At 46.2% G+C, this 22734-nt stretch carries 14 protein-coding genes; 7 read left to right on the top strand and 7 right to left on the bottom strand.

Annotation, left to right across the window (positions count from 1 at the left end):
• The 5 genes from DKT73_RS00270 to DKT73_RS00250 all read right to left on the bottom strand — a co-directional run.
• On the bottom strand, positions 1-9713 hold a 9713-nt coding region (locus DKT73_RS00270; RefSeq protein ID WP_157959132.1), incomplete at its 3' end, for a cadherin domain-containing protein.
• Positions 9714-9823: 110 nt separating this feature from the next.
• Positions 9824-10558, bottom strand: coding sequence for an efflux RND transporter periplasmic adaptor subunit (locus DKT73_RS00265; protein WP_111636621.1), 735 nt, complete (start codon positions 10556-10558; stop codon positions 9824-9826).
• 3 nt (positions 10559-10561) lie between these two features.
• Positions 10562-12157: a TolC family protein gene (locus DKT73_RS00260; protein WP_111636620.1), complete on the bottom strand. Its 1596-nt coding sequence runs from the start codon at positions 12155-12157 to the stop codon at positions 10562-10564.
• 30 nt (positions 12158-12187) lie between these two features.
• Positions 12188-12787 (bottom strand): OmpA family protein, encoded by a 600-nt coding sequence (locus DKT73_RS00255; RefSeq protein ID WP_111636619.1) that lies wholly within the window; start codon positions 12785-12787, stop codon positions 12188-12190.
• Between the two features lie 604 nt (positions 12788-13391).
• Positions 13392-14192: a phage tail protein gene (locus DKT73_RS00250; RefSeq protein ID WP_232827745.1), complete on the bottom strand. Its 801-nt coding sequence runs from the start codon at positions 14190-14192 to the stop codon at positions 13392-13394.
• A 339-nt stretch (positions 14193-14531) separates the two neighbouring features.
• Between DKT73_RS00250 and DKT73_RS00245 the strand changes: the two genes are divergently transcribed.
• The 3 genes from DKT73_RS00245 (at position 14532) to DKT73_RS00235 (ending at position 17902) form a co-directional block, all read left to right on the top strand.
• On the top strand, positions 14532-15761 hold the full coding sequence (locus DKT73_RS00245; RefSeq protein ID WP_111636618.1) for a multidrug effflux MFS transporter: 1230 nt from the start codon (positions 14532-14534) through the stop codon (positions 15759-15761).
• Positions 15762-15854: 93 nt separating this feature from the next.
• Positions 15855-16220, top strand: a complete 366-nt coding sequence (locus tag DKT73_RS00240; protein ID WP_111636617.1) for a PEGA domain-containing protein — start codon at positions 15855-15857, stop codon at positions 16218-16220.
• A gap of 8 nt (positions 16221-16228) precedes the next feature.
• Positions 16229-17902, top strand: coding sequence for a lipoprotein N-acyltransferase Lnb domain-containing protein (locus DKT73_RS00235; RefSeq protein WP_111636616.1), 1674 nt, complete (start codon positions 16229-16231; stop codon positions 17900-17902).
• Positions 17903-17914: 12 nt separating this feature from the next.
• Here the strand turns inward: DKT73_RS00235 and DKT73_RS00230 are convergent, their stop codons facing one another.
• On the bottom strand, positions 17915-18475 hold the full coding sequence (locus tag DKT73_RS00230) for a TetR/AcrR family transcriptional regulator (RefSeq protein ID WP_111636615.1): 561 nt from the start codon (positions 18473-18475) through the stop codon (positions 17915-17917).
• 164 nt (positions 18476-18639) lie between these two features.
• Here DKT73_RS00230 and trpB point away from each other — a divergent pair, with 164 nt between their 5' ends.
• From trpB to map, 4 genes are all read left to right on the top strand, one after another.
• On the top strand, positions 18640-19902 hold the full coding sequence (gene trpB, locus DKT73_RS00225; RefSeq protein WP_111636614.1) for a tryptophan synthase subunit beta: 1263 nt from the start codon (positions 18640-18642) through the stop codon (positions 19900-19902).
• Positions 19899-20699, top strand: coding sequence for a tryptophan synthase subunit alpha (gene trpA, locus DKT73_RS00220; protein WP_111636613.1), 801 nt, complete (start codon positions 19899-19901; stop codon positions 20697-20699). The genes trpB and trpA overlap by 4 nt, the downstream gene beginning before the upstream one ends.
• 67 nt (positions 20700-20766) lie before the next feature.
• On the top strand, positions 20767-20973 hold the full coding sequence (locus DKT73_RS00215) for a ParD-like family protein (RefSeq protein ID WP_111636612.1): 207 nt from the start codon (positions 20767-20769) through the stop codon (positions 20971-20973).
• 1 nt (position 20974) lies between these two features.
• Positions 20975-21760, top strand: a complete 786-nt coding sequence (gene map, locus DKT73_RS00210) for a type I methionyl aminopeptidase (RefSeq protein ID WP_111636611.1) — start codon at positions 20975-20977, stop codon at positions 21758-21760.
• On the opposite strand, the gene DKT73_RS00205 is transcribed toward map, so the two are convergent.
• Positions 21757-22674: a LysR family transcriptional regulator gene (locus DKT73_RS00205; RefSeq protein ID WP_111636610.1), complete on the bottom strand. Its 918-nt coding sequence runs from the start codon at positions 22672-22674 to the stop codon at positions 21757-21759. The genes map and DKT73_RS00205 overlap by 4 nt on opposite strands.
• Positions 22675-22734 lie beyond the last annotated feature (60 nt).

The raw sequence follows: 22734 nt of genomic DNA, 5'->3' as shown, positions 1-22734 counted from the left end.
ACCACATTAAAACTGTAGCTTGCTTTGGTTTCATAATCCGCTGACGATTTTAACGTCACCACACCCGTACTGCTATCAATGTCAAACGCCGCGGCATCCGTACCGGTCAAGCTAAAGCTGATCGCATTATTGGCACTCGTACCATCCGCGTCTGTTGCGGTAGCCGTGTAAACCACTGTGCTCGTTGCAGCATTTTCATCGATACTTGCCGTTGCTCCAGAAGTAACAACAGGAGCATTGTCGTTAAGATCATTCACACTGACAGTAACCGCTTGAGTATCGGTCATATTGCCTGTGCCATTATCCGTCGCCATCACATTAAAACTGTAGCTGGCTTTGGTTTCATAATCCGCAGACGATTTTAACGTCACCACACCCGTACTGCTATCAATGTCAAACGCCGCCGCATCCGTACCGGTTAAGCTAAAGCTGATCATGTTGTTGGCACTCGTGCCATCCGCGTCTGTCGCAGTCGCCGTGTAAACCACGGTGCTCGTGGCCGCATTTTCATCGATACTTGCCGTTGCACCAGAAGTAACAACAGGAGCATTGTCGTTAAGATCATTCACACTGACAGTAACCGCTTGAGTATCGGTCAGATTGCCTGTGCCATTGTCCGTCGCCACCACATTGAAACTGTAGCTGGCTTTGGTTTCATAATCCGCAGACGCTTTTAACGTCACCACACCCGTACTGCTATCAATGTCAAACGCCGCCGCATCCGTACCGGTTAAGCTAAAGCTGATCATGTTGTTGGCACTCGTGCCATCCGCGTCTGTCGCAGTCGCCGTGTAAACCACGGTGCTCGTGGCCGCATTTTCATCAATGCTTGCCGTTGCACCAGAGGTAATGACAGGAGCATTGTCGTTAAGATCATTCACACTGACAGTAACCGCTTGAGTATCCGTCAGATTGCCTGTGCCATTGTCCGTCGCGACCACATTAAAGCTATAGCTGGCTTTGGCTTCATAATCCGCAGACACTTTCAATGTCACCACACCCGTACTGCTATCAATGTCAAACGCCGCCGCATCCGTACCGGTTAAGCTAAAGCTGATCGTGTTATTGGCACTCGTGCCATCCGCGTCTGTCGCAGTCGCCGTGTACACCACTGTACCGATGTCTGCGTTTTCATCGATACTTGCCGTTGCACCAGAGGTCATCACAGGGGCATTGTCGTTAAGATCATTCACACTGACGGTGACCGCTTGCGTATCGGTCAGATTGCCCGTACTGTTGTCTGTTGCCACCACGCTAAAACTGTAGCTGGCTTTGGTTTCGTAATCTGCAGATGCTTTTAGCGTCACTTCACCCGTGCTGCTGTCAATATCAAACGCTGTCGCATCATCGCCCGTTAAACTAAAACTAACAGTGTCGTTATCATCATCGGTTGCCGTTGCGGTGTACACTACCGTACTCGTTGCGGCATTTTCATCCACGCTCGCTGTGCCACCTGATGTAATGACGGGGGCAGAGTTATCTTGTAAAGTCACATCATTACCTGTGCCACCGACATAGCTTGTTCGATAACCAAGTGAGTTGGAAATTAAAGTCTCCCCTTCCTCAACACCGTTAAGAGTGCCGGTTACCGCGTCACTACCATCGTTATCAATTAACACAAATGTATTGCCGCTAGTACTGACAGAATTCGCGACATCGAAAGTGCTATCAGCACCTAAAGTCACACCGCCCGTCACAACAATTTTATCGTAATCATTAACGCTATTAAGCTGAGCGGACAATGTTCCATCCAATATTAGGTCACCATTAATGGTTAGTGTGCCGGTATTCGCAGCGACACCTGCCGACAAGGTAGCACCAGAATTGATCGTCACCGCACTGTTGATCGTACCTGTACCCTCAAGTGTGCCAGCGTTTAACGTCACAGTTCCCGCACCAGAGCCATTCATAGTCCCAGTGACCGATAACGTACCACCATTAATGGTCGTTGAGCCCGTATAGGTGTTGGTGCCGGACAAGGTTAATCCCCCTTCACCAGCCGACGATTTAGTCAAACTACCGCTACCGCTGATCACACCAGATAACGTCGCGGCGACACCCGTGTCAACATTTACCACACCTCCGTTAAACGACAAAGAAATGGCATTATCAATGTTAGCACCGTCTCCCGTCACTGATAACGTGCCTGAATTTAATGTCAACACGCCAGAACCAAGGTTAGAATCGTCGGTAATGGACAATCCACCACCCAAGACAGCCGTGTTACCTGTGTAGGTATTGCTACCCGTCAGCGTTAAGGTGCCGTTCCCTATTTTAGTGAGAGACATCGTTCCGCCACTATACTCCCCTATGACACCAGAGAATGTGGTCGACGTATTATTGCCACCAACCGTCAAAGTACCACCGTTGGCACTAATAGTACCCGCACCGGCAATGGAACCCACTGTTTCGGATTCACCAATATCTAGCTTAAACGTTGCGCCAGATGCTACTGTCACAGCACTGGTGTCATCAATCGCACTGCCGCCAGTGACCACTAACGTACCAGCCGACACCGTTGTTGATCCAGTATAGGTATTAACACCACTCAACGTCAGCGTACCCGTGCCGACTTTGGTTATACCACTGGTATTCGTAGAAGAAATAACACCGGAGAACGTCGTATTACTGGCATTACCGACTGTTAAACCATAACCAAGTGAAACAGCACCAGAGCCCGCCAACGATCCGATGGTTTCGTTACCACCTGTCAGACTTAAGGTTGCTCCGCTATTTACTGTTACTGCACTGTCATCACCAATAGAGCTGCCGCCAGAAACCGCCATGGTACCGGCTGAAACGGTCACGCTACCTGTGTGAGTGTTTGTGGCTGACAGTGTCATCGTGCCTACACCTGCTTTTGTTAACGCACCCGTGCCAGACACCACACCAGATAAAGTAACAGCATCAGCATTGTTCACTGTACCGCCACTACTCCCGATAGTAATCGCATTGTCGATGGTCGTAGTACCCGTAACCATCATAGTACCGCCGTTAAGCGTGACAATATCAGAACCCAAATTACTGTCGCCGGCTACGCTCAACTTACCAGCCGTGACACTGGTAGCACCATACGCATTATTACCGGATAAAATCACTTGGCCTTGACCTGAAGAAGATACGATCAGATTGCCGTTACTAATGACACCGGATAAGGTGAGGTCTTTCCCCACACCTAAACCATTATTGAAAACTCGAGTCCCCCCACCTAAATCAACATCACCTGTAAAAGTTAATCCATGACTACCCGCCATAGTAAAAGTAGTATTGACAACTAAATCATTTGCAATAATGCGAGCTGCACCTGTACTACGAACCTTACCTCCATCAATAGTCAACACACCTGTTCCGACGGCAGTATCAGATTCCAGACCAAGAATACCACTGACTAATGTTGTGCCCCCAGTAAAGGTGTTGTCTCCCGACAAAGCAACAGCGTTACCAGCATTGGTGCTTATAATCGTTAAATCGCCTAAGCCTGAAATACCCCCCGATAAAGCCATCGAACCATTACTAAGATCCAACGTACCACCATTGCTGCCAAGGCTTATCGTGAACGACTTGCTCAAACTGCTACTAAGTGCTGATAAGGTACCGCCATTCAGCGTCAGACCTGAGGTCGCATTGATACCTGCGGTATTGGTCTTCAGCGTACCATCCGTCACACTGGTGGCTCCGGTATAGGTATTCGTTGCATCCAACGTTAGAACGCCAACACCCGCCTTAGTTAGAGCTCCAGTACCTGAAATCACACCCGACATCGTCAGGTCATTCGCATTAACTATCCGTCCGCCACTAACACCTAAGACGACGTTCTTGTTAATAGTCACATCGCTGCCGGTCACCGTGAGGCTACCGCTAGCACCTGTGTTCAAAGTCAGCGAGCCGCCGGTCAGATTGCTTGCATCCGTAATAGAAAGTATACCCGATGATACCGTCAAGTTGGTTGTAGTGGCTCCGCTATTGGTACCGCTTAACACCAGTGTACCTGTACCCATCTTGTACATATCAAAGGCCCCACCCAGAGTACCGCTAACAGTCAGGCTGGCGCTATTGTTGATCGTGACCCTCGCTGCAGCGGTTGCCGTCAGACTGCCCGATAGAGTGGCGGTACCGCTGTTAAGCACCAACCCGCCGATCCCAGCAATAGACACATTTTCGGCAATACTAACGCCACTGCCCAGTTGCAGCGTCGCACCGCTACTAACCGCCGTACCTGCCGTTGCCGCGCCCAGCGCTGTATCACTACCCGCAATTAGCGTTCCCGCCGAAACAGTAGTTGCTCCTGAATAAGTGTTATTACCAGTAAGAGTAAGTGTTCCACTTCCCGTTTTTGTAAGACCACCGGTACCATCGCCATCCTGAATAACACCAGAGAAGGTGGTGCTGCTATCATTGCCACCCGTCGTCAGCGTGCCACCATTCAGTGTCAGGCTACCAGCACCAGCGAGACTGCCAACAGTCTCGTTATTGCGAAGCTCTAATTCAGCTCCACTACCGATAGTGACAGCACTGCTATCTGCAATAGCAGAACCACCTTGCAATAAAAGTTTACCTGCAGAGACTGTAGTCGAGCCGGTGTAGGTGTTCGCTCCTGATAAGGTCAGCGTACCTGAACCGACTTTAATGATACCGCTACTATTGGTTGAGGAAATCACACCAGAGAAAATACTATTACTGGCATTACCGACTGTTAAACCATAGGTTAGCGCTATCGCACCCGATCCAGACAATGACCCTATGGTTTCGTCACCCCCTGTCAGGCTTAAGGTTGCTCCGCTATTTACAGTTACTGCACTATCATCACCAATGGAGCTGCCACCTGATAACGCCAGCGTACCGGCAGAAACCGTCACTGCACCGCTATGGGTATTAGTACCTGTCAAGGTTAAAGTACCGGCACCTGCTTTGGTGAAAGCATCGGTGCCAGACAACACACCAGACAATGTGACTGAATCACTTGCATCAATACTCCCCCCACCGCTACCTATGGTAACTGCGTTCGAAAGAGTTGTTGCGTCAGCAATGATCAAACTACCGCCATTGAGGGTAATTTGTCCCGAACCTATATTGCTGACATCAGTAATAGAAAATTTGCCGGTATGGTTGGCTGCAGTGCTTATACCACCTGTCCAATTGCTAGCTGCGCCTGACAACTTGACAGTGCCGTTCCACGCGTTGGTTAGCGTGTAGCCATTGCCACCATCGCTAATACCGCCAGAGAATTCCAAGGTGATATTGCCAGGGTCGACAAGCGTATCGCTACTTAATGTCACCGCACCTGTGAAGGTAACATCTGTTCCAGAAAAGCCTGCTTGTATTGCACCATAACCAACACCAACCCCACCTATAACCAGGTCATTCGCTATAGTAGCGCCGTAGTTAAAATCAAGATGTGCGCCAGAATGAATGGTAAGGGTACCGTAAGCATTGCCATTGCCTGCATCAGCCCCCCCTAAAGTTGCGGTAGCACTGTCGATAACAATGGCCCCTTCACTTAAGGTTGTATCCCCGGTGTAGGTATTGACCGCTGTCACACCCAGGCTACCAGTGCCGGTTTTGGTCAGTGATCCACTACCGCTGATCACATTCGACCATTTAGCATATACACCGGACGCAGTATCTATAGTGCTGTCACTGGCCAATACCAGGGCATTTGTCATAGCATTGGCGAATGAAAAATTGCCGCCGCTTAGCATTTGCAGTGTGCCACCGTCTAAAATGATGGTGCCGGTACCTAAGTGAGAGCTTCTGGAAATAGCCAGAGTACCTGAATCGACTGTAGTACCGCCGCTGTAGGTATTAATGCCGTCGCCAGCTGTAAGGGTTAGGGTACCAGAGCCGGTTTTTATCAAGCCTCCGCTATTGCCTCCATCCTGAATCTGACCAGAGAAGATCGTATCACTGTTATTACCGCCGACCGTCAGGCTGCCACCATTCAACGTTAAAGTTCCAGCACCCGCCAGGCTACCTATCGTTTCATCACTGAGATAAAGTTCGATCTCAGCTCCGCTATTTATAGTCACCGCACTGCTATCTGCAATGGCTGAACCATTTTCCAGATACAGAGTTCCGGCATTAATAATGGTGGAACCTGTGTAGGTATTGGCACCACTCAAGGTCAGACTGCCTGAACCTACTTTAGTGATACCGCTGCTATTGGTTGAGGAAATCACACCAGAGAACAAAGTGCTGCTGGCATTGCCAAGCGTTAAATCACTACTCAGTGAAACCGAACCAGCACCTTCCAATGACCCTATGGTCTCAGCTGCACCTGTCAGACTCAAAGTAGCGCCAGTATTTACTGTAACATCGCTATCATCACCAATAGAGCTACCACCTGACAGCGCCAATGTGCCTTGCGACACAGTGACAGCGCCGCTGTGGGTATTAGCCCCTGACAAGGTCAACGTTCCGCTACCTACTTTGGTTAAGTCAAAATCACCGCTAATCACACCACTCAGCGTCAGGCTATCACCCGAATTAAACGCACCGATCAGACTGTCAGCAGCCAGTGTAATATCGCCTGTTAACGTTGCTGAACCAGCGCCTTCGTTGATTTTTAAGGCACCATAAGCCGCATTAACACCCACACCACTGATGGTAAGATTTTCGGCTAGCGTTAAACCATTGCCAACCCTTAACGTCGCACCACTGGAAACGGTCGTCGAGCCTGTGGCATTACCCAAAGCATTATTGTGTGCAGCGATAATCACGCCCTGACTCAGGATAATATCACCGGAATAATTCGCACTATCACCCGAGAGGGTCAACACACCTGTCCCCGATTTGGTTAAATCACCAGTACCGGAGATTACACCTGACAGGGTCAGCGCGTTGGAGTTGTTGATGACGGCATTGCCAGTGAAAGTGATATTGGATTCAAACAGTGTGGCACCGCTAATGTCAAGCGTGCCACCGCTCAATGTCACCCCGAGGTCGCCCAGCCTTTCGAGGCTTGATTGGGCGTAAAGTGTGCCATTGTTGATCAATACGTTGCCAATAAAAGACTCGTAGTTTCCGGACAAGGTCATGTTGCCACCACCCGATTTGGTCAATAGCGAATCGCCTTCGACTGCACCAGAAAGTGTCAGATGCCCAATGCCAGTCTGATTAAAAGTGGCGCCACCCGTTTCAATCGCAAAAGTGTTATCTACTTCGAGTACAATATTCGCAGTGGCAAAAGTGGCGCCGCCGCTTAAGATAACGTTACCTGTACCAAGATTGTCATCGTCACTAATCTGCAGTGTGCCAGCAGTCGCTCTAATGGTATCAAGACCTGCGTTACCGGAATTGTTGGTACCGCTTAGCACTAATGTGCCGGCACCAGTCTTATTCAGTGTTGAGACGTCGATGTTGCTATCTGTCAGGCTGGCAGACAAAGTCAGGGTATTACCAGAGGCATTGTCGACAGTAAGCGCCCCTTCCAGAAACAAGTTACTGCCACTGATAGTAAAGCTGGTGCTGTTAGCAAGCTGAAAAACCGTGCCATCCGCCACTGTAATCATTGAATCTAACGAAATATTTGCGCCATTCAAACTAGCATCGAATGCGATAGTTTTGCCACCCGCCTGTGCAAGGCCCAACGCCTCGCGCAAAGACAAACCACCACCGTCGGCCAACTCAGCCGCATAACTATTGCCATTATAAGCGTCCGCAGCATTTTCTGAGGTGTCATTGGCGGTAGTGACTACCAAGGAATCTGTCACCGTGACGCTGATTTCTTGAGTTGTAGAAAGCCCTTCTGCATCCGTTGCAACAACAGTCACAATGTAGGTTCCTGCCGTTAAACCTGAAGGCGTGGTGGCACGCAATGCATTGGTTGCAACTAAGGTGTTGGCATCTGTGACGAAATTAAACAAAGAGCCATCATTGGTCTGGGATGCGCTATCCAAGGTTATGGATTGGATACTGTACTTCCACGTACTGTCATCGACATCGGTCGCACTCACCGTGGCCACAGTAGCATTATCACTATCGAAGGTACTCACTGTACCCGTCGTTGGTGATACCGCCGTCGGCGCGTCGTTAACCGCCGTAATATCAATATTGACGGTGGAAATACTAGAGTCAGTCGTGCCATCATTCGCTTTAATGGATAGTGTAGCGGCATTATCGCCACTGGCGTTGCTAGCGCCTGTATACTGAACGTTTGAGGTGGTATCTAAATAGCTATTAATATCAGCCGAAGAGCCAGAAAGTGTCAATGCTCCCGTGCCAGAACCGCTCACTGTCACGTTACCACTAGAAGAAGCGACTAATGTGCCCGCCGATGCGGTCAAGGTGACCGTAAGATTATCTCCATCGCTGTCGGCAAAGGTCACACCAGATAAATTCACATTAGAAGCGGTATCTTCAGTGACGGTAATATCTGCAGGTGCGCCAGTAATTGTGGGGGCATTGTTAGCCGCTGCCGGACTGACATTCAAGTTGTCAATTGCTAATGAACCATTTGCGTCAAAGGTGAAACGCACCTCATCAACTGCGTCATAGGCACTGCCAAAAGTCAGGGTACCAAAATAACCGTCATCAGAGCTCGTATCAGTGGTAGAGTAGGTAATAACACCTGAGCTATCGCTGGCGGTGAGATCGACCAACTCGGAAGTGCCAGCAACCTCCACGCCATCCTTGTATCCCACGATGGTTACGTTTGTTCCAGCAAGAATAAAGTTGTTGCCTATATCAAAGGAATTGAGATTAAAATCCGTACCGTCGGTGGATTTAAAATAGAAATCAGTAAAGCCCTGTGTTGATTCGTAGTTCATAAAGACAGCTCTATCCCCTGCCCCTTCATCATTATTGAGATGTATCGCGGCGTCACCAGCACTTGCGTTGGCCATGCCCATGGCAGAACTTGACCCGAAAGTCCAGTCACCCAGAGAAAACGATGTGACATCTGGACTAATGTTTGCACCATAACCGTCAAAGTTGTCACTGGTCGCCGCGAAAACATCGACATAGGATTGCATAGCCTTATTAGTTAGTGTCAGCGTTGTTTCAACACTCCCAGCCGACTTTTCCAAAACCCAATCCCCACCTAGCACAGCAGCGCCCGTCAAATCATCTGACGCTGCCACATCCGCTTGGGTGGCTTGGGCTAAGGCGGTAATAAAGTCTTGCCCTTCACCGCTGGCGACGTCACAACCGTAAAGCAGTAAATCACCGTCTTCATTCAGCGCCGCGCCAAGTTGGGCTAAATCAGCAGAGCGGGTATTGACGGTAATATTATCTAAACTAAAGCCCCCTAAGTTGACCTGCCCTTCGGCGCCATGGCTGATGATATGGATCGCATCGTAGTCGCTGTTGCTCTCGGCCCATAGTGCCATTTGCGCAAGGCCATCTTGGGTAGAATCCAGCAAGACAACTTCAACACCGGCGTTCATACCGTCTATCAGGGTCTGGTAATCCGCCACGTTGTCTTCAATAAAGACCACTTCTTTTTTACCATTATTCAAGCTGGGATCCGCGGCTCGCACTTCGGTGGGGGCAATCACCACAGAGGTGTCTGAATCTTGCTGACTTGCGTCGGTTTGAGACGCATCATGAAGCTGAGAATCGGTCAATACATCCACCGCCGTCGCAACAGCGGCACCGTCCAATAAAAGTCGAGGCTCTAGAGCTGAAATAAGCGGTTTGCGCGCCTGCTTTTGATTAACGGGTGCCATTTTTTTGGTAGATCGCTTACTTGACGGGTTGGAATATTGCTTCTTCATGATCACCACCTCTAAGGGTATATTTTCCTAGTGGCCTATTCATCTATAGGCTTTTTTACTAAAAAATTATTTAATTTTTGAAACACTACAAACGCTAATGACTCTGTTTTCTATTTATCTAAAGCCGTCTCATCAAATACGGCCAACACACTCATACCAGGTAAAATACTGGACGGCACACTCTTTATAGTAGCTCGTATTTGCACCGTTTGACTGGTGGGATCCACACTAGGACCAATATGGCTGATAAACGCCTGTAAGGTATGTTGTGTTTCTTCAGCCTCTAGCTGCAGTTTTTTACCTACTTTTAACCACGCCATCCATTCGGCAGGCACGATAATGTCGGCTTCCAACTGCGCACGCCCGACCACTTTAAGTAGCGCTTGCTGTTGCTGCACAACTTCAAAACGATGAATATCAACCTGCTCAACGACACCATCAAATGGGGCTTTAATATTGCAACGCTCTACATTCAACTGAGCAATCTTCTGCTCAGCCATCACTTTTTGCACTTCGGACTCAGCAATCGCCACTTCAAGAGTACCAATTGAACGCAGTTGATTAAGCTGTTTGGTATTCTCTAGACGTATTTGTGCGACCTTAACCTCGGCAGAGACCTTCTCCTGTTGAGCGTCAAACAAACGACAATCCAACGCCACCAGTGTGTCACCTTTTTTGAAGGACTCACCCATTTTTTTCGGCAACTCAACCACCAAAGCAGCCAGTTCACTGGATAACGTCGCACTGTGCGTTGCCACGAGCAAACCTCGGGCATTGAGCGTCTCTGCCATCAGCTGATTCGCTAACAGCATTGCCACAGCAACGACGCCCATTTTACCAAACATGACTTACTCCTCTTTCTCAGCTGCTTGTTTTGCTAAATAAGCGGCCTGCATTTGTTCTTCACTCACAGCCTCTATATCACCTTGCGACCAACGACCAAACATAGAATCAAACGCATTGGCAAGCTCATCTAATTTCATGCCACCAAAGCCATTCGGTAGCGGGTCCAAGCCCATAGACACTAAAATTTTACCAAAGCTATTCTGCAAATCGGCATAGGCCACATCACGGCGCAATTCCGCTAACAACGCATTCACTTGTTCGCTAATCACTGTCAGTTCACCGACATTTTGGGCGGTACGACTTGACTGAATCTGATCTTGAATGCGATCTGCCACATCTAAATAGTTAAGCGCCAAGTCATAGGAGTTTTGTGCTTCAGCGTATTCAATATTGGCAATATGTACTTGAGAAATAACGGCCATGGAAACCGCTAAAGCTTGTTGCTTTGTGGCCGCCATTTTTAAGTTATTAAGCTGATCAATTTTGCCATAACGGAAGACGTTCATTAAATTCCAGTTCACGCCAACGCCGGCGCTCGCCCAATCATTGTTTCTTAGGTAATCTGAACCGTCGTAGTTTAGACCTGCACTCAAGCTCAGGCTTGGAAACAAGGTTAAAAAGGCGGAACTCACCTCTTCCTTGGTAATACGTTCTTGATATTGAGCTTCAATCAACTCAGGGCGACGTACCAAGGCCGTGCGCTCCATCGTGTTGATATCCAAATCCAATTCAGGCACTTGGAAATCGGGTGTACGGACATCGGCCAATTCAAAACTTTCTGCTGGATTAAGTCCCATTAACGTCGCTAATTCCGCCTTGGCTGGCATTAAATCTTTGCGTAAATCCTGCAAGGTACGAAGGGATTCTAATAATGCTCTTTGGTAGGTTAACGCTTCCATTGGCGATTGCGCACGCATTTGTTCAATGCGAGCTGAGTCCGCAAGTGCGGAGCGAGACTGGATAATCAATGGGTCAATTTTAGCCAGCAAACGCTCTGCTGACACCGCACGGTAATAGGCGTTACGCGTCTGCTGCATAATGGTCTGAACCACTTTACGTTCCCGCTCTTTAGAGATCAGGAAACGGTCAGCCTGTTGCTTGGCTCGAAAATACGACAGACCAAAATCCAGCACGTCCCATGTGGCACCAACACTGCCAGTAAAGGTACTTTTGTCTGAGGAAACAGAGTAGCTTGGATTCGACCCTAACGCAGCGGGCTCATCACCGACAAAGCTGACTGACGCTGACGCCGCATAGTTATTGCGGTAGGCGTAACCAGCTCGAGCCGCTAAATCAGGCAACATATCAAACTGATCGACGGCCAACTGCCCCTGCGACACGACTGCTTCAAACGCTTTTAAACGTGCATCGCGGTTATGCTTAATGGTACGAGCGAAGGCTTCATTGAGGTCAATCGCCTGTGTCACTGGGGCAAAATCCTCCGCCAACAAAGCTTGGTTCTCGACCGCATTCGCCATGACATCATTGTCACTCAAGCGCGAGGGAGAGACCGAGCAACCCGCTACAGCAGTAGCAACTAATAATGCCAGTGCTGTTTTAGCAAACATGGTCTTGGTAAACACAGGGTGAACAGCCATGATTTCTCCTTAGAGTAGTATATTGTTAAATCAGTTAGACGATGTCGTCGTATTTGGCAGACTAAATTCAAACTCAACGCGACGATTTGCCGCATATTGCGTCACTAAATCCTCTTTAGAGACGATTTGAGTATTCGAGATTTCTTTCACCACCAAGTCGCTTTCTCCGTGCGCCTGCACGCTTACTTGTGCAGCCGATACGCCCTGCATTAATAGACGATCACGAACATAAATAGCACGTTGATAAGACAATGCTTGGTTATAAGCTTCTTGCCCTATGGGGTCGGTATAACCATGCAAGGTAAGCTGAGATTCTGGGTACATAATCAGAAAAGCCACCGCTTCATCAAATTCAAGACGCGTCGTTTTGGCTTGATCAAAATCAAACAGAATGGGGGCAATGGTTGGGGGCACGATAATCAAGGGCGCAGAAACGTCAGTAGTCTCTTCATTTTGAATAATCGCTTCTTCTTTACTCTGTTGTTCAGAAAGCACCGCACAGCGAGTGTAACGATCATCGCAATCCAACGTCGCACCAGACGACTGAGAAGCAAAATTGGCACAGCCAGAAACAGCTGCTGCCACCAGTACAACCAATGCTGTACGAACACAGAACACACTAGAAAACATAGCGACTCCAAAAGCACATAAAATAAGAGACAAAAGCACGAAAAATGGGAAAAAACAGAACTGAGAAAATAGACTGCACCGAACGGCTCAGTGAAAGAAGCAGGAAACCTGTCTTTATAAAAGAAATATTGAAAACAACATCCATATCGCCAAGCCTCGGATTTATATTGAAAAGCAATATACTTTTCAAACTTTGCAATTTGTTGACTTATTTTAGATCAAGTGTGCTCAAAGATGATAGTAAGCATGTAAAAAATATGCATAAAATTACATTTAACAACAGCATCGTTAAAAGTCACTCAATAGCACCAACCTCCTGTCATTCGAGACACCCAGAGCAGAAATTTAACACTCAAAAAAGCGGGCCTATTCGGTTAAATAAGCCCATTTCAAACACTAGGGGTGCTGTGGATACAAACCCTCAGTGGCGATGCAATAAGGTCAGAGCAAGACGAGGAGCGACAATAGGAAACGGGACCGTTTGTCCTGTAACGTTATTACCGCCCGTATAGCCAAATGCAACCGTACCTAGAAATGACTCTTACGCAAAGAGAAGATGAAGTGGGGTTATGAAAAATTTAAAATCACCCCACATCAAAAGCAACTAATAGTTGCGCGGCGGAAATATGCCATTCGTCACCATACAATAGCGCATAGCAATACGAGGCCCCATAATAGGCATTGCCTTCCCACCACCAGTATCACCTATCTCAACAGTACCACTACTGCTTCCACCACCAGTAACAGGAAGACTAATCGTACCGGAAGCTGTACCAGTAACGGCTCCAGCAGGCCCTATATTAAGATCCGCTGTTGTGCCAGCGGAGCTATATAACTCAACATTAGTGAGCCCCTTTGCCGCCTTACCCAACACAGCATGGTCTGACGGTGTTTGGGAAGACGAAGCAGAAGTGTCACTGGTGGCAATTTTCGCAGACCCAGTCACTGGCAAACTTACAACCCCAGTAGCCGTACCGCCACCAGTCGCACCACCAGAAGGTGTAAATTGCGCTTCATGATTATGGCTTGGCATTTGCTCAATGGTCTGCGTAATCAGCTCTCGTCCATAAATAGCTCCTACTGAAAACTCGGTTAAACCCGGTCCTTGACCTATTCCTGCTGGCGCTCGGCCACGAAGATCAGGGTATGCCATAGTGGTTCGACAATCGCCACCATAAGTACAGCTAATCAATGCAAACAATGCTTGGTTATCCCCGATTAAGGCAAGCTGCCCCATCGGTTCTACAGTATTACGTGGGCAATATGAGCCCGCCATAATACAAATTTGCCCTATGTAAGCATCTTCACCACACGCTAATGCCGTTTGTGGCATAGTGACAAAGGTACTAACCAATACCGCTGCGGATATCGAAGAAAGTGATAATAACTTGCTTGTTTTTTTCATGATAAATTCCTTGTATCCATAAATTGCATCGTTATTTAGTATCAGCACTCTCAGTTCACACTAAAAGCTGACAAAATATTTACTCAAAATAATCAAAGATGCACAAATATCAATTACACTACGCTACACGGAAACGGTTTTAGCCGACACAAAAGAGCCCAGAATATTTATTACAGCATTCCTATTTTTTACCTCTCATTGAAAAAAGTGCACATTTCCTCATTTTGTGCACACAACAGAAAACTCGCCGTTACAAAGCCTGAGTATAATGCTCGACTATTATTTGAGGCGTGAACCCAGTGCACGCTCAACAATCTATAGTTTTCTTAGGAACACCTCATGGAAAATGCTCATAACGATACTTCTTCGTCCGGCATGGGATCGAAGGAATTCACACTCTTAGTTGCCTTATTAATGTCAATCACGGCCATCTCTATTGATGCTTTATTGCCTGCCCTTGGCATTATCGGCGACGAGCTTGGCGCCGCGACGGCAAACCAACCGCAATTGCTCATTAGTATGTTGTTTTTAGGTTTGGCGATGGGGCAGCTGATTTGTGGCCCACTTTCTGACGCCTTAGGACGACGCCCTATTCTCTTTAGCGGCTTTGCTTTGTATCTAGTTGGTACGGTTGTGTGTTATCAAGCCGACAGTTTAGAAGTGCTCATGTTAGGTCGATTTATCCAAGGCTTAGGCGTAGCTGGACCTTATATATCCGCCATTTCCTTGGTGCGTGATCTATACCACGGCGCGCAAATGGCTCGTATCATGTCATTGGTGATGATGATTTTCGTTTTAGTACCTGCCATTGCCCCAACGCTTGGACAAGCCATCATGTTTGTGGACGATTGGCGTGGTATTTTCGAGTTATATCTGGTTTATGCCCTGGTTTTAATGGTTTGGATTGCTTGGCGTTTAAAAGAAACTTTACCGAAGTCAAATCGTATTCCTTTTACCACGACAGGTTTCTACGACGGTTTTAAAGAGGTAATAACCAACCGCATTACCGCCAGCTATACCATTTGCATGGGACTGTTCTTTGGTAGCTTTATTGGCTATTTGAATTCGTCACAGCAAATTTTCCAAGTGCAATTTGAAACAGGCAATTTATTTGCTTTTTACTTTGGCGTGCTGGCTCTGGTGCTGGGGTTTTCATCCTTAATTAACTCACGCATTGTCGAGAAACATGGCGCCAAGTACATCGCCTTCCGTGCGATTTGTGTTGTCGTTCTTGCGTCCATCGCATTTTTTGCCTTGCACGCTTTTGTCACCATCAGCTTATGGATGTTCTTAGTCTACGCCTCGATCCTATTCTTCTGCTTTGGGTTATTGTTCGGTAACGTCAACTCGTTGGCAATGGAACCCATGGGACATGTAGCAGGCATCGCCTCGGCTGTGATTGGGTCGGTGTCGTCTATCATGTCCATGAGCATCGGCACCGTCATAGGCCAAATGTACAACAACACCTTAATGCCGATCTCGGGTGGCTTTGTCATCATGGGCACCTTGGCATTATGTTTGATGTACTGGGCAGAAAAAGGTCGCATGGAAGATGTCAGCGAAATATAAATTTTGAGGATAAAAAAAGGAAGTTGAGAAAATTAGTTTTTTAGGTATAATTCGACAGCTCAAAAAACTCATCTATATTTTAATGGACTTAAAATGAAAAAACTCCTAGTTATTGCTCTATCCTCTTTGGTTTTATTGCTTTCCGGCTGTGCGACCATAATTTCCGGGTCAAACCAAACATTGACCTTTAACTCAAATGTTGAAGGTGTAAATGTTTATGTTGATGGCGCCTTAATCGGCAAAACACCTGTCAGCGCTTCTTTTAAGAAAAACAAAGCACAAACCGTTATGTTTACCAAAGAAGGTTATGAATCAGTAACAAGAAATATCACCAAAGAATTTGATCCTGTTGCTGTTCTTAATATATTCTGGGATTTATCTACAACAGATTTCATCACTGGTGCTGTATACGAATACGCTCCAAATGCGATTTACGTTGAAATGCCTGTAAAACAATAGTTTTTAAAATGTTAAAGAAAAGCCAGTATGTCAATGTTGTTTATACAACCTTCATACTGGCTTTTTTACTTGCTTCGCCTAATACCTTTTCTGGAAACATACAGTTTAACATTAGTTTTTCTGAGTTTATTTTAAAAAACGCCTCTCCCCTGATATCTCAAATAGAAAACCAAAAAGGGCTCGGCTACAACAGCCTAAAAAAGCAAATCACCGATTTGGGCTGTAATCCCGACGTATTGCTATCACCGGCAATTCTTGAACAAAAAGAGGCGTATCAGTTTCATTCTAATTTAATGAAAGCCCTAGAACCTTGTGCCGTTAAACGCGATACCAAAAAAGACATTAAACAACTTCTTAGTGATAAAGAACCATATTTGATCATCGCTGGCGAAAGCCTCAAATCACCCATGTCTTACTTTGGGCATTCTTTATTATTGTTTCTAGATGAGGAAGATTTTTATTTTTCACCGGTTATCTCTGTACTAGCACCTACAGAAAACTTAACAGCAACAGAGCAATTGCTTAAAGGCGGCTTTTTGAAAATACCAGCTGAAATAAACGCTATCCCCCTTCACCAGATTTTAGATTCCTACAACAACAGGGAATCTCGAAAGTTAAAATTCATTAAACTGCCCGATTCCCATTTCGATAAGGATAAAATCATTGGTTTTTTTGATGACAAGCTATCAAATACATTGACCTACAATTTTTTTACAGAAAACTGCTCTACTTACCTATATGAAGCTCTTGCGTATTCCTGCAATTGCTTTGATGAAGCTCCAAACATTATTACTCCTGTCTTTTTAGAAAAAAAAGTTCAAGAGACTGTAAATACAAATAGATTTGAGATTAACTCCCTATTTCACAATTTCAATACTGAGTACAAAAAGCTAAGCGCAAAAGAGCGAGTTGACGTTAGCGATATGTTTTCAAACCCGAAGTCCGTCAACCCCGAAAATGGCAATAATGCCGGTAAAGTAGCAGTACTAGCATCTCGCTTAAGCTTTGAAAGTTACGGCAGACCAAATGATTCATATGGAGAGATACTAGATACTTTTGGTAAAAAGGATTCCTTACAGCTCAAAATCCCACTAAACCAAAAATCCGACGACAGGGATTTAGATGGACTTTCTGTTTCATCTGCAAAAATCTATTTTAAAAAAGACTCATTGAGCGTTCAATTATCAGCCGTCGATTTCGACCATTTTGAACAACGCTCCCAACACTATCTGTCCTCTAAACTCACCGCCGGGGTCATAGAAATATATGAGGACAACGGCTCAGCTATAGTAGAAACTCTTGACATTCTAAACATACGCTCTGTCACCCCACTGAACTTTGTTACGCGAACCCCATCATGGAAACTGAGAATTGGAGCGGATCGAACGAAATCAGATACATTACAACCATTGGTCAGTGCGGGGCTAGGTGCTGGTTTCAATGTGTTTCAGTTTATGTTTTATAGCTTACCTAGCATCGAGTTATCGCACTCTGTAACCTTCCCCATCTATTCTGGCATTGAGTTTAAATCTGATGTTTTGTCTATAAAATATGAGACAAAGAATAATTCAGAGCAATCACTGACTCTTTATAAAAGACAAAGCAGTTCATTTTCTTATGAGTATAAAATCACCAAACACGACACCACAACGCAGCAAATTGCCTTTTCTTACTACTTTTAGTGATAAAAAAGATTAATTGGGCGAAATGCTACAAATCAAGTCAGTAAACTGTTTTTTCTCCATCATCGCTTGATTCATCAATGCAGGCATCAGAAGTGCCTCTTTGCTAACGGCTTTTAACGCAAAAAAATTCATCGGTGATACTGAAAACTCAGCAATCCATGACCGCAGAGTGGATTCTAATACCGCTTCAAATGCTGCAAATAAAGCAAAGGTAGACGGTGCCATTTTGTGTTGCTCGCCTAGCAAAATACGATACACCGCTAAGTGCTCTGACTTGCTAATCCACGCTTCCCATAAGACGATCCACCCAGCAATTAGGGTCACGTTTTTTTTCACCCGTAATTTATCTAAACGCGCCTGCATTTTAGCTTGGGCTTGCTCGGTAAGTAACATCAATACCGTTTCCCACAATACAAGCTTGGTTGGAAAATTACTGTAGACTGTCGGTTTTGACACCGCTGCAGCCAGTACAACCTGATCAATACTGGTGCTTTGATACCCTTGTTCAGTAAACAACCCCGATGCCACGGTCACTATGTGGTCTTTTTTACTGGGTCTTCCTCTTGCCATGATTGCCTCTGTTTGTTTGCGCTTTTTTGTAGTCCATTAGAGTGTTTTACTGTCTTTTGAAAGGATCTGTTCGCTTTCATTTGAAAACACTTGACGAACGCCTATCATCTCATTAAATTAACTAAACGGTATAGTTAAATAAATGGCAATTTTAGGAGCAAGTCATGCAAAGCGAGAACGGTTTCTACGGGCAATACGGCGGTAGCTACATCCCTGAAATCCTTTATTCGAGCCAACAGCAAATCTTACAGGCGTTCGAAGAAGCCAAACACGATCCAGAGTTTCTCGCTGAGCTTAATAAACAATGGCAGCAATTTTCTGGCCGCCCTACGCCGCTGACTTTTTGTGCGAATTTGACCGAACACTTTGGCGGTGCGCAAATCTATCTAAAGCGTGAAGATTTAAACCACAGTGGCGCGCACAAGATGAACAATGTGATTGGCCAAGGTTTATTGGTCAAACGCATGGGCAAAAAACGCGTGATTGCCGAAACAGGTGCCGGACAACATGGTATCGCCACCGCTTTGGTTGCCGCACGATTAGGACTGGAATGCACGATTTACATGGGCGCGAAAGACATTGAACGCCAATATCCAAATGTATTCTGGATGAAACAACTTGGCGCAACCGTTGTTCCTGTTACCACGGGCGCACAAACGTTACGCGATGCGCTAGATGAAGCGCTGCGTGATTGGTCTTCTAGCCACGAAGAAAGCCATTATTTAATCGGTACCTCTTGTGGTTGCGCCCCCTTCCCAGAAATGGTGGCGTATTTTCAATCTGTGATTGGCAACGAAGTGCGCGAGCAAAGTGTGGCGCAATTCGGTCAATTTCCAGACCGTTTGTACGCTTGTGTTGGCGGTGGTTCAAATGCTTGTGGTTTGTTCCTACCTTTCCTCGATGACAAAGAGGTGGAAATGGTAGGTGTCGAAGCGGGCGGTAAAGGTTTGGAACTTGGCGAGCATTCTATTCGTTTGTCTCACAATCTTGGAAAACCTGGAATTGCCCAAGGCTTTGCCACTATGTTCCTACAAGATGACGCTGGACAGCTACAAGAAACCCACTCTATCGCAGCGGGTTTGGATTACGTTGGTGTCTCTCCTATCATTGCCCATTTAGCGGAAATCGGTCGTATTAAAATGACCTATGCCATGGACGATGAAGTCATTGCGGCCTGTACACTTCTACTGAAAAAAGAAGGCATTATTCCAGCTCTAGAATCGTCTCATGCCTTGGCGGGTGCTTTTAAAGATGCGCCAAATTTGCCGAAAGATTCAAAGATCGTTATCAACTTGTCTGGTCGTGGCGACAAAGACATCTTTAACGTAGCGAAAGCCGTACAAGATGAAACTTTTCCGCAATTCTTAACCGACTACCTAGCCTCTTATCCAACTAACCACGCTGACCATGAGGAGCAAAACGCATGAGCCAATTAGCTGCTTTTATTAAAGAAAAACGCCAGCAAAAACCTATTTTGTCGATGACTCATGTGGTGTATGGCTACCCAAGTGTGGAAGAAAGTTTGGATTGGATGGCACGATTAATGAAAGAAGGTGTGGACTTCATCGAAGTGCAATTTCCTTTTTCGGACCCTGTGGCTGACGGCCCTAGTATCGTGGCCGCTTGTCATAAGGCATTAGAACAAAAGCTGGACGTGGAAACCTGTTTGTCTCAGCTTGGTAACCTTGCGAAAGACTACCCTAACAGCCGCATCGTGTTGATGAGCTATTTAAACCCAATGTACCGTTTTGGCTTAGACAAATTAGCTAAACGCGCCGCTGAGGAAAACATTCTCGGACTAATCCTTCCAGATCTGCCGATTGAACAAGCCGCCACCTATCAAGCAGCTTGTAAGGCTAATAACATCGATCCAGTTTGGTTGGTGACACCCGTCACGCCACCAGAACGCTTAGCCATGTTAGCAAGCCAAGCCAGCGGTTTCTTGTATTGTGTGGCTCGCTCTGGTGTCACTGGACATTCTAGCCACGAGAGCAAAGCCAAGCAGACATCACTTGATGACTATTTGACGCTGATTAAGCAACACGCCAGCGCTCCGATGGGCGTAGGTTTTGGTTTACGCGAACGCGCGCAAATAGAACAGCTTATCGGCAAAGCTGACATTGCTATTCTTGGTTCTGCGCTTCTAGATGCCTACAACAAAGGTGGTCAAGAAGCCGGTATTAAGTTGATAAAAGATCTGTTTTCACTAAAAGCTAATCAATAAATAGCGCTTGAAAAGATCAAATCATGAATATATGATCCATATACACTTTATATATGGATCATATCTTATGGGTATTATTAAAATCTCCGACGAACTTCACGATGACATCCGCAAAAGCTGCCATGTCATGTCTCGCTCTATCAATGCACAAGCCGAATTCTGGATCAAAATGGGACGTCTTGCAGAACTCAATCCCACGCTCACCTTTTCTGAATTGATTGCCAATGAACTGGCTAATGCCAATACAGAAGCACCATTAAAAGCGGTTAAATAACATGCAAGTGCATATTAAGAGCGCAGAAGAGATTGAGCTTATGCGTGAGTCTGGCAAGCTATTAGCCCGCGTATTTCATATGCTCGATGATTTTGTCAAAGAAGGCGTTTCGACCTTAGAGATTAATAACGAAGTCGAAGACTTTATTCGCAATGAACTGAACGCCAGGCCGGCAAGTCTAGGACAATACGGTTATGAGTTTGTGCTTAACTCGTCGATTAATGAAGTCGTTTGTCATGGTGTGCCAAGCAAAAACCAGACGCTCAAAGCAAAAGACATTATCAACCTAGACATCACCCTAGAAAAAAACGGCTTTATCGCCGATTCCAGCAAGATGTATGTTATGAGCGACGCCAACCCCATTGCCAAACGCCTAGTCAAAACTACCTATGATGCGATGTGGGCGGGCATCAAAAAAGTAAAACCCGGCGCAACCTTAGGAGATATCGGCGCAGCGATTCAAACCTTAGCGGAAAGCAAAGGTTACTCAGTGGTCAAAGAATATTGTGGTCATGGCATTGGCCGCGAAATGCATGAAGAGCCACAAGTGCTGCATTACGGCAAAACAGGAACGGGGATGATTCTGGAAGCTGGCATGACCTTCACTGTTGAACCCATGATCAACCAAGGCAAAGCCAAAACCAAGACAAAAAAAGACGGCTGGACGGTAGTAACAGCGGATAAAAAATTATCCGCACAATGGGAACACACCGTGCTCGTCACACCAACAGGATATGAAGTACTGACCTTGAGAGACGAAGAAATCTTACAATATGGACAGTCTTAAACAGAATCTGCCCAGCGTTTTTCCATAAAATCGATAAACACTCGAAGTTTATTGGGCATGAATCGCATCGCAGGAAACTGCATGTGAATGCCCCCTTGAAAATCACTGTTCAGTTGCCAATCTGCTAATACCTGAACGACCTCGCCTTTTTCTAACGACTCCCGCACAACAAAATCTGGAAAAGGTGCAATGCCAAAACCTTGCCTTACCCCTTTTAAACGCATTTCGGCATCGTTATTGATGTAGCGTCCATCAACTTTAACAACCAACTTTCGCATACCTTGAGTGAAAGCCCAGACATTATCACCATCGAATAATCCAAGTGGTAAACAACGATGGTTGGCCAAGTCTTCAAGCGAATTTGGCACACCGTATTCAGCCAAATAGTGTGAGCTTGCGCAAAGAATAGAGCGAACTCCGCCCAAAGTTTTACACACTAAGTGCTCGTAGGGCTTTTCAGCCACATAAAACACCAGATCCACATTCTGATACGCTGGATCAACGCGCAAATCCGTCACCTGAACCTGTAACGAAATTGCGGGATATAAAGCCATAAACTCCATCAATAAGGGCTCTAATACTTGCCTTGCCAATGAATCTGGCGCGGCAATACGCAAACGGCCGGACGCCTCGTTGGCATTATTTTCAGAGGCGACAACCGCTTCTTTTGCGCTGTCTAACATTTGACGACACTGTTCATACACCGCTCTACCCACCAATGTAAGGGTTTGTTGTCGTGTGGTACGCTCTATTAACACCGCCGACAAGGCCGTCTCCATTCGAGACACTTGTCGACTCACCCCAGATGGCGTCACACCAAGCTTCAGCGCGGCTTTAGTAAAGCTGCCCGTTTCTACCACAGCAACAAACGCAGCCATATCAGGCAGCAAGGCAATCAATTTATTTGTGTCCATGAATCATAAGTCTTTTGATTATTGAGCCAATTATCTTTCATATAAACACAAGTTAGCATG

Source organism: Marinomonas shanghaiensis, assembly GCF_003259175.1.
GTDB lineage: Bacteria > Pseudomonadota > Gammaproteobacteria > Pseudomonadales > Marinomonadaceae > Marinomonas > Marinomonas shanghaiensis.
The sequence above is the reverse complement of the archived record's forward strand: the minus strand, read 5'-3'. Positions and strand labels throughout refer to the sequence as shown.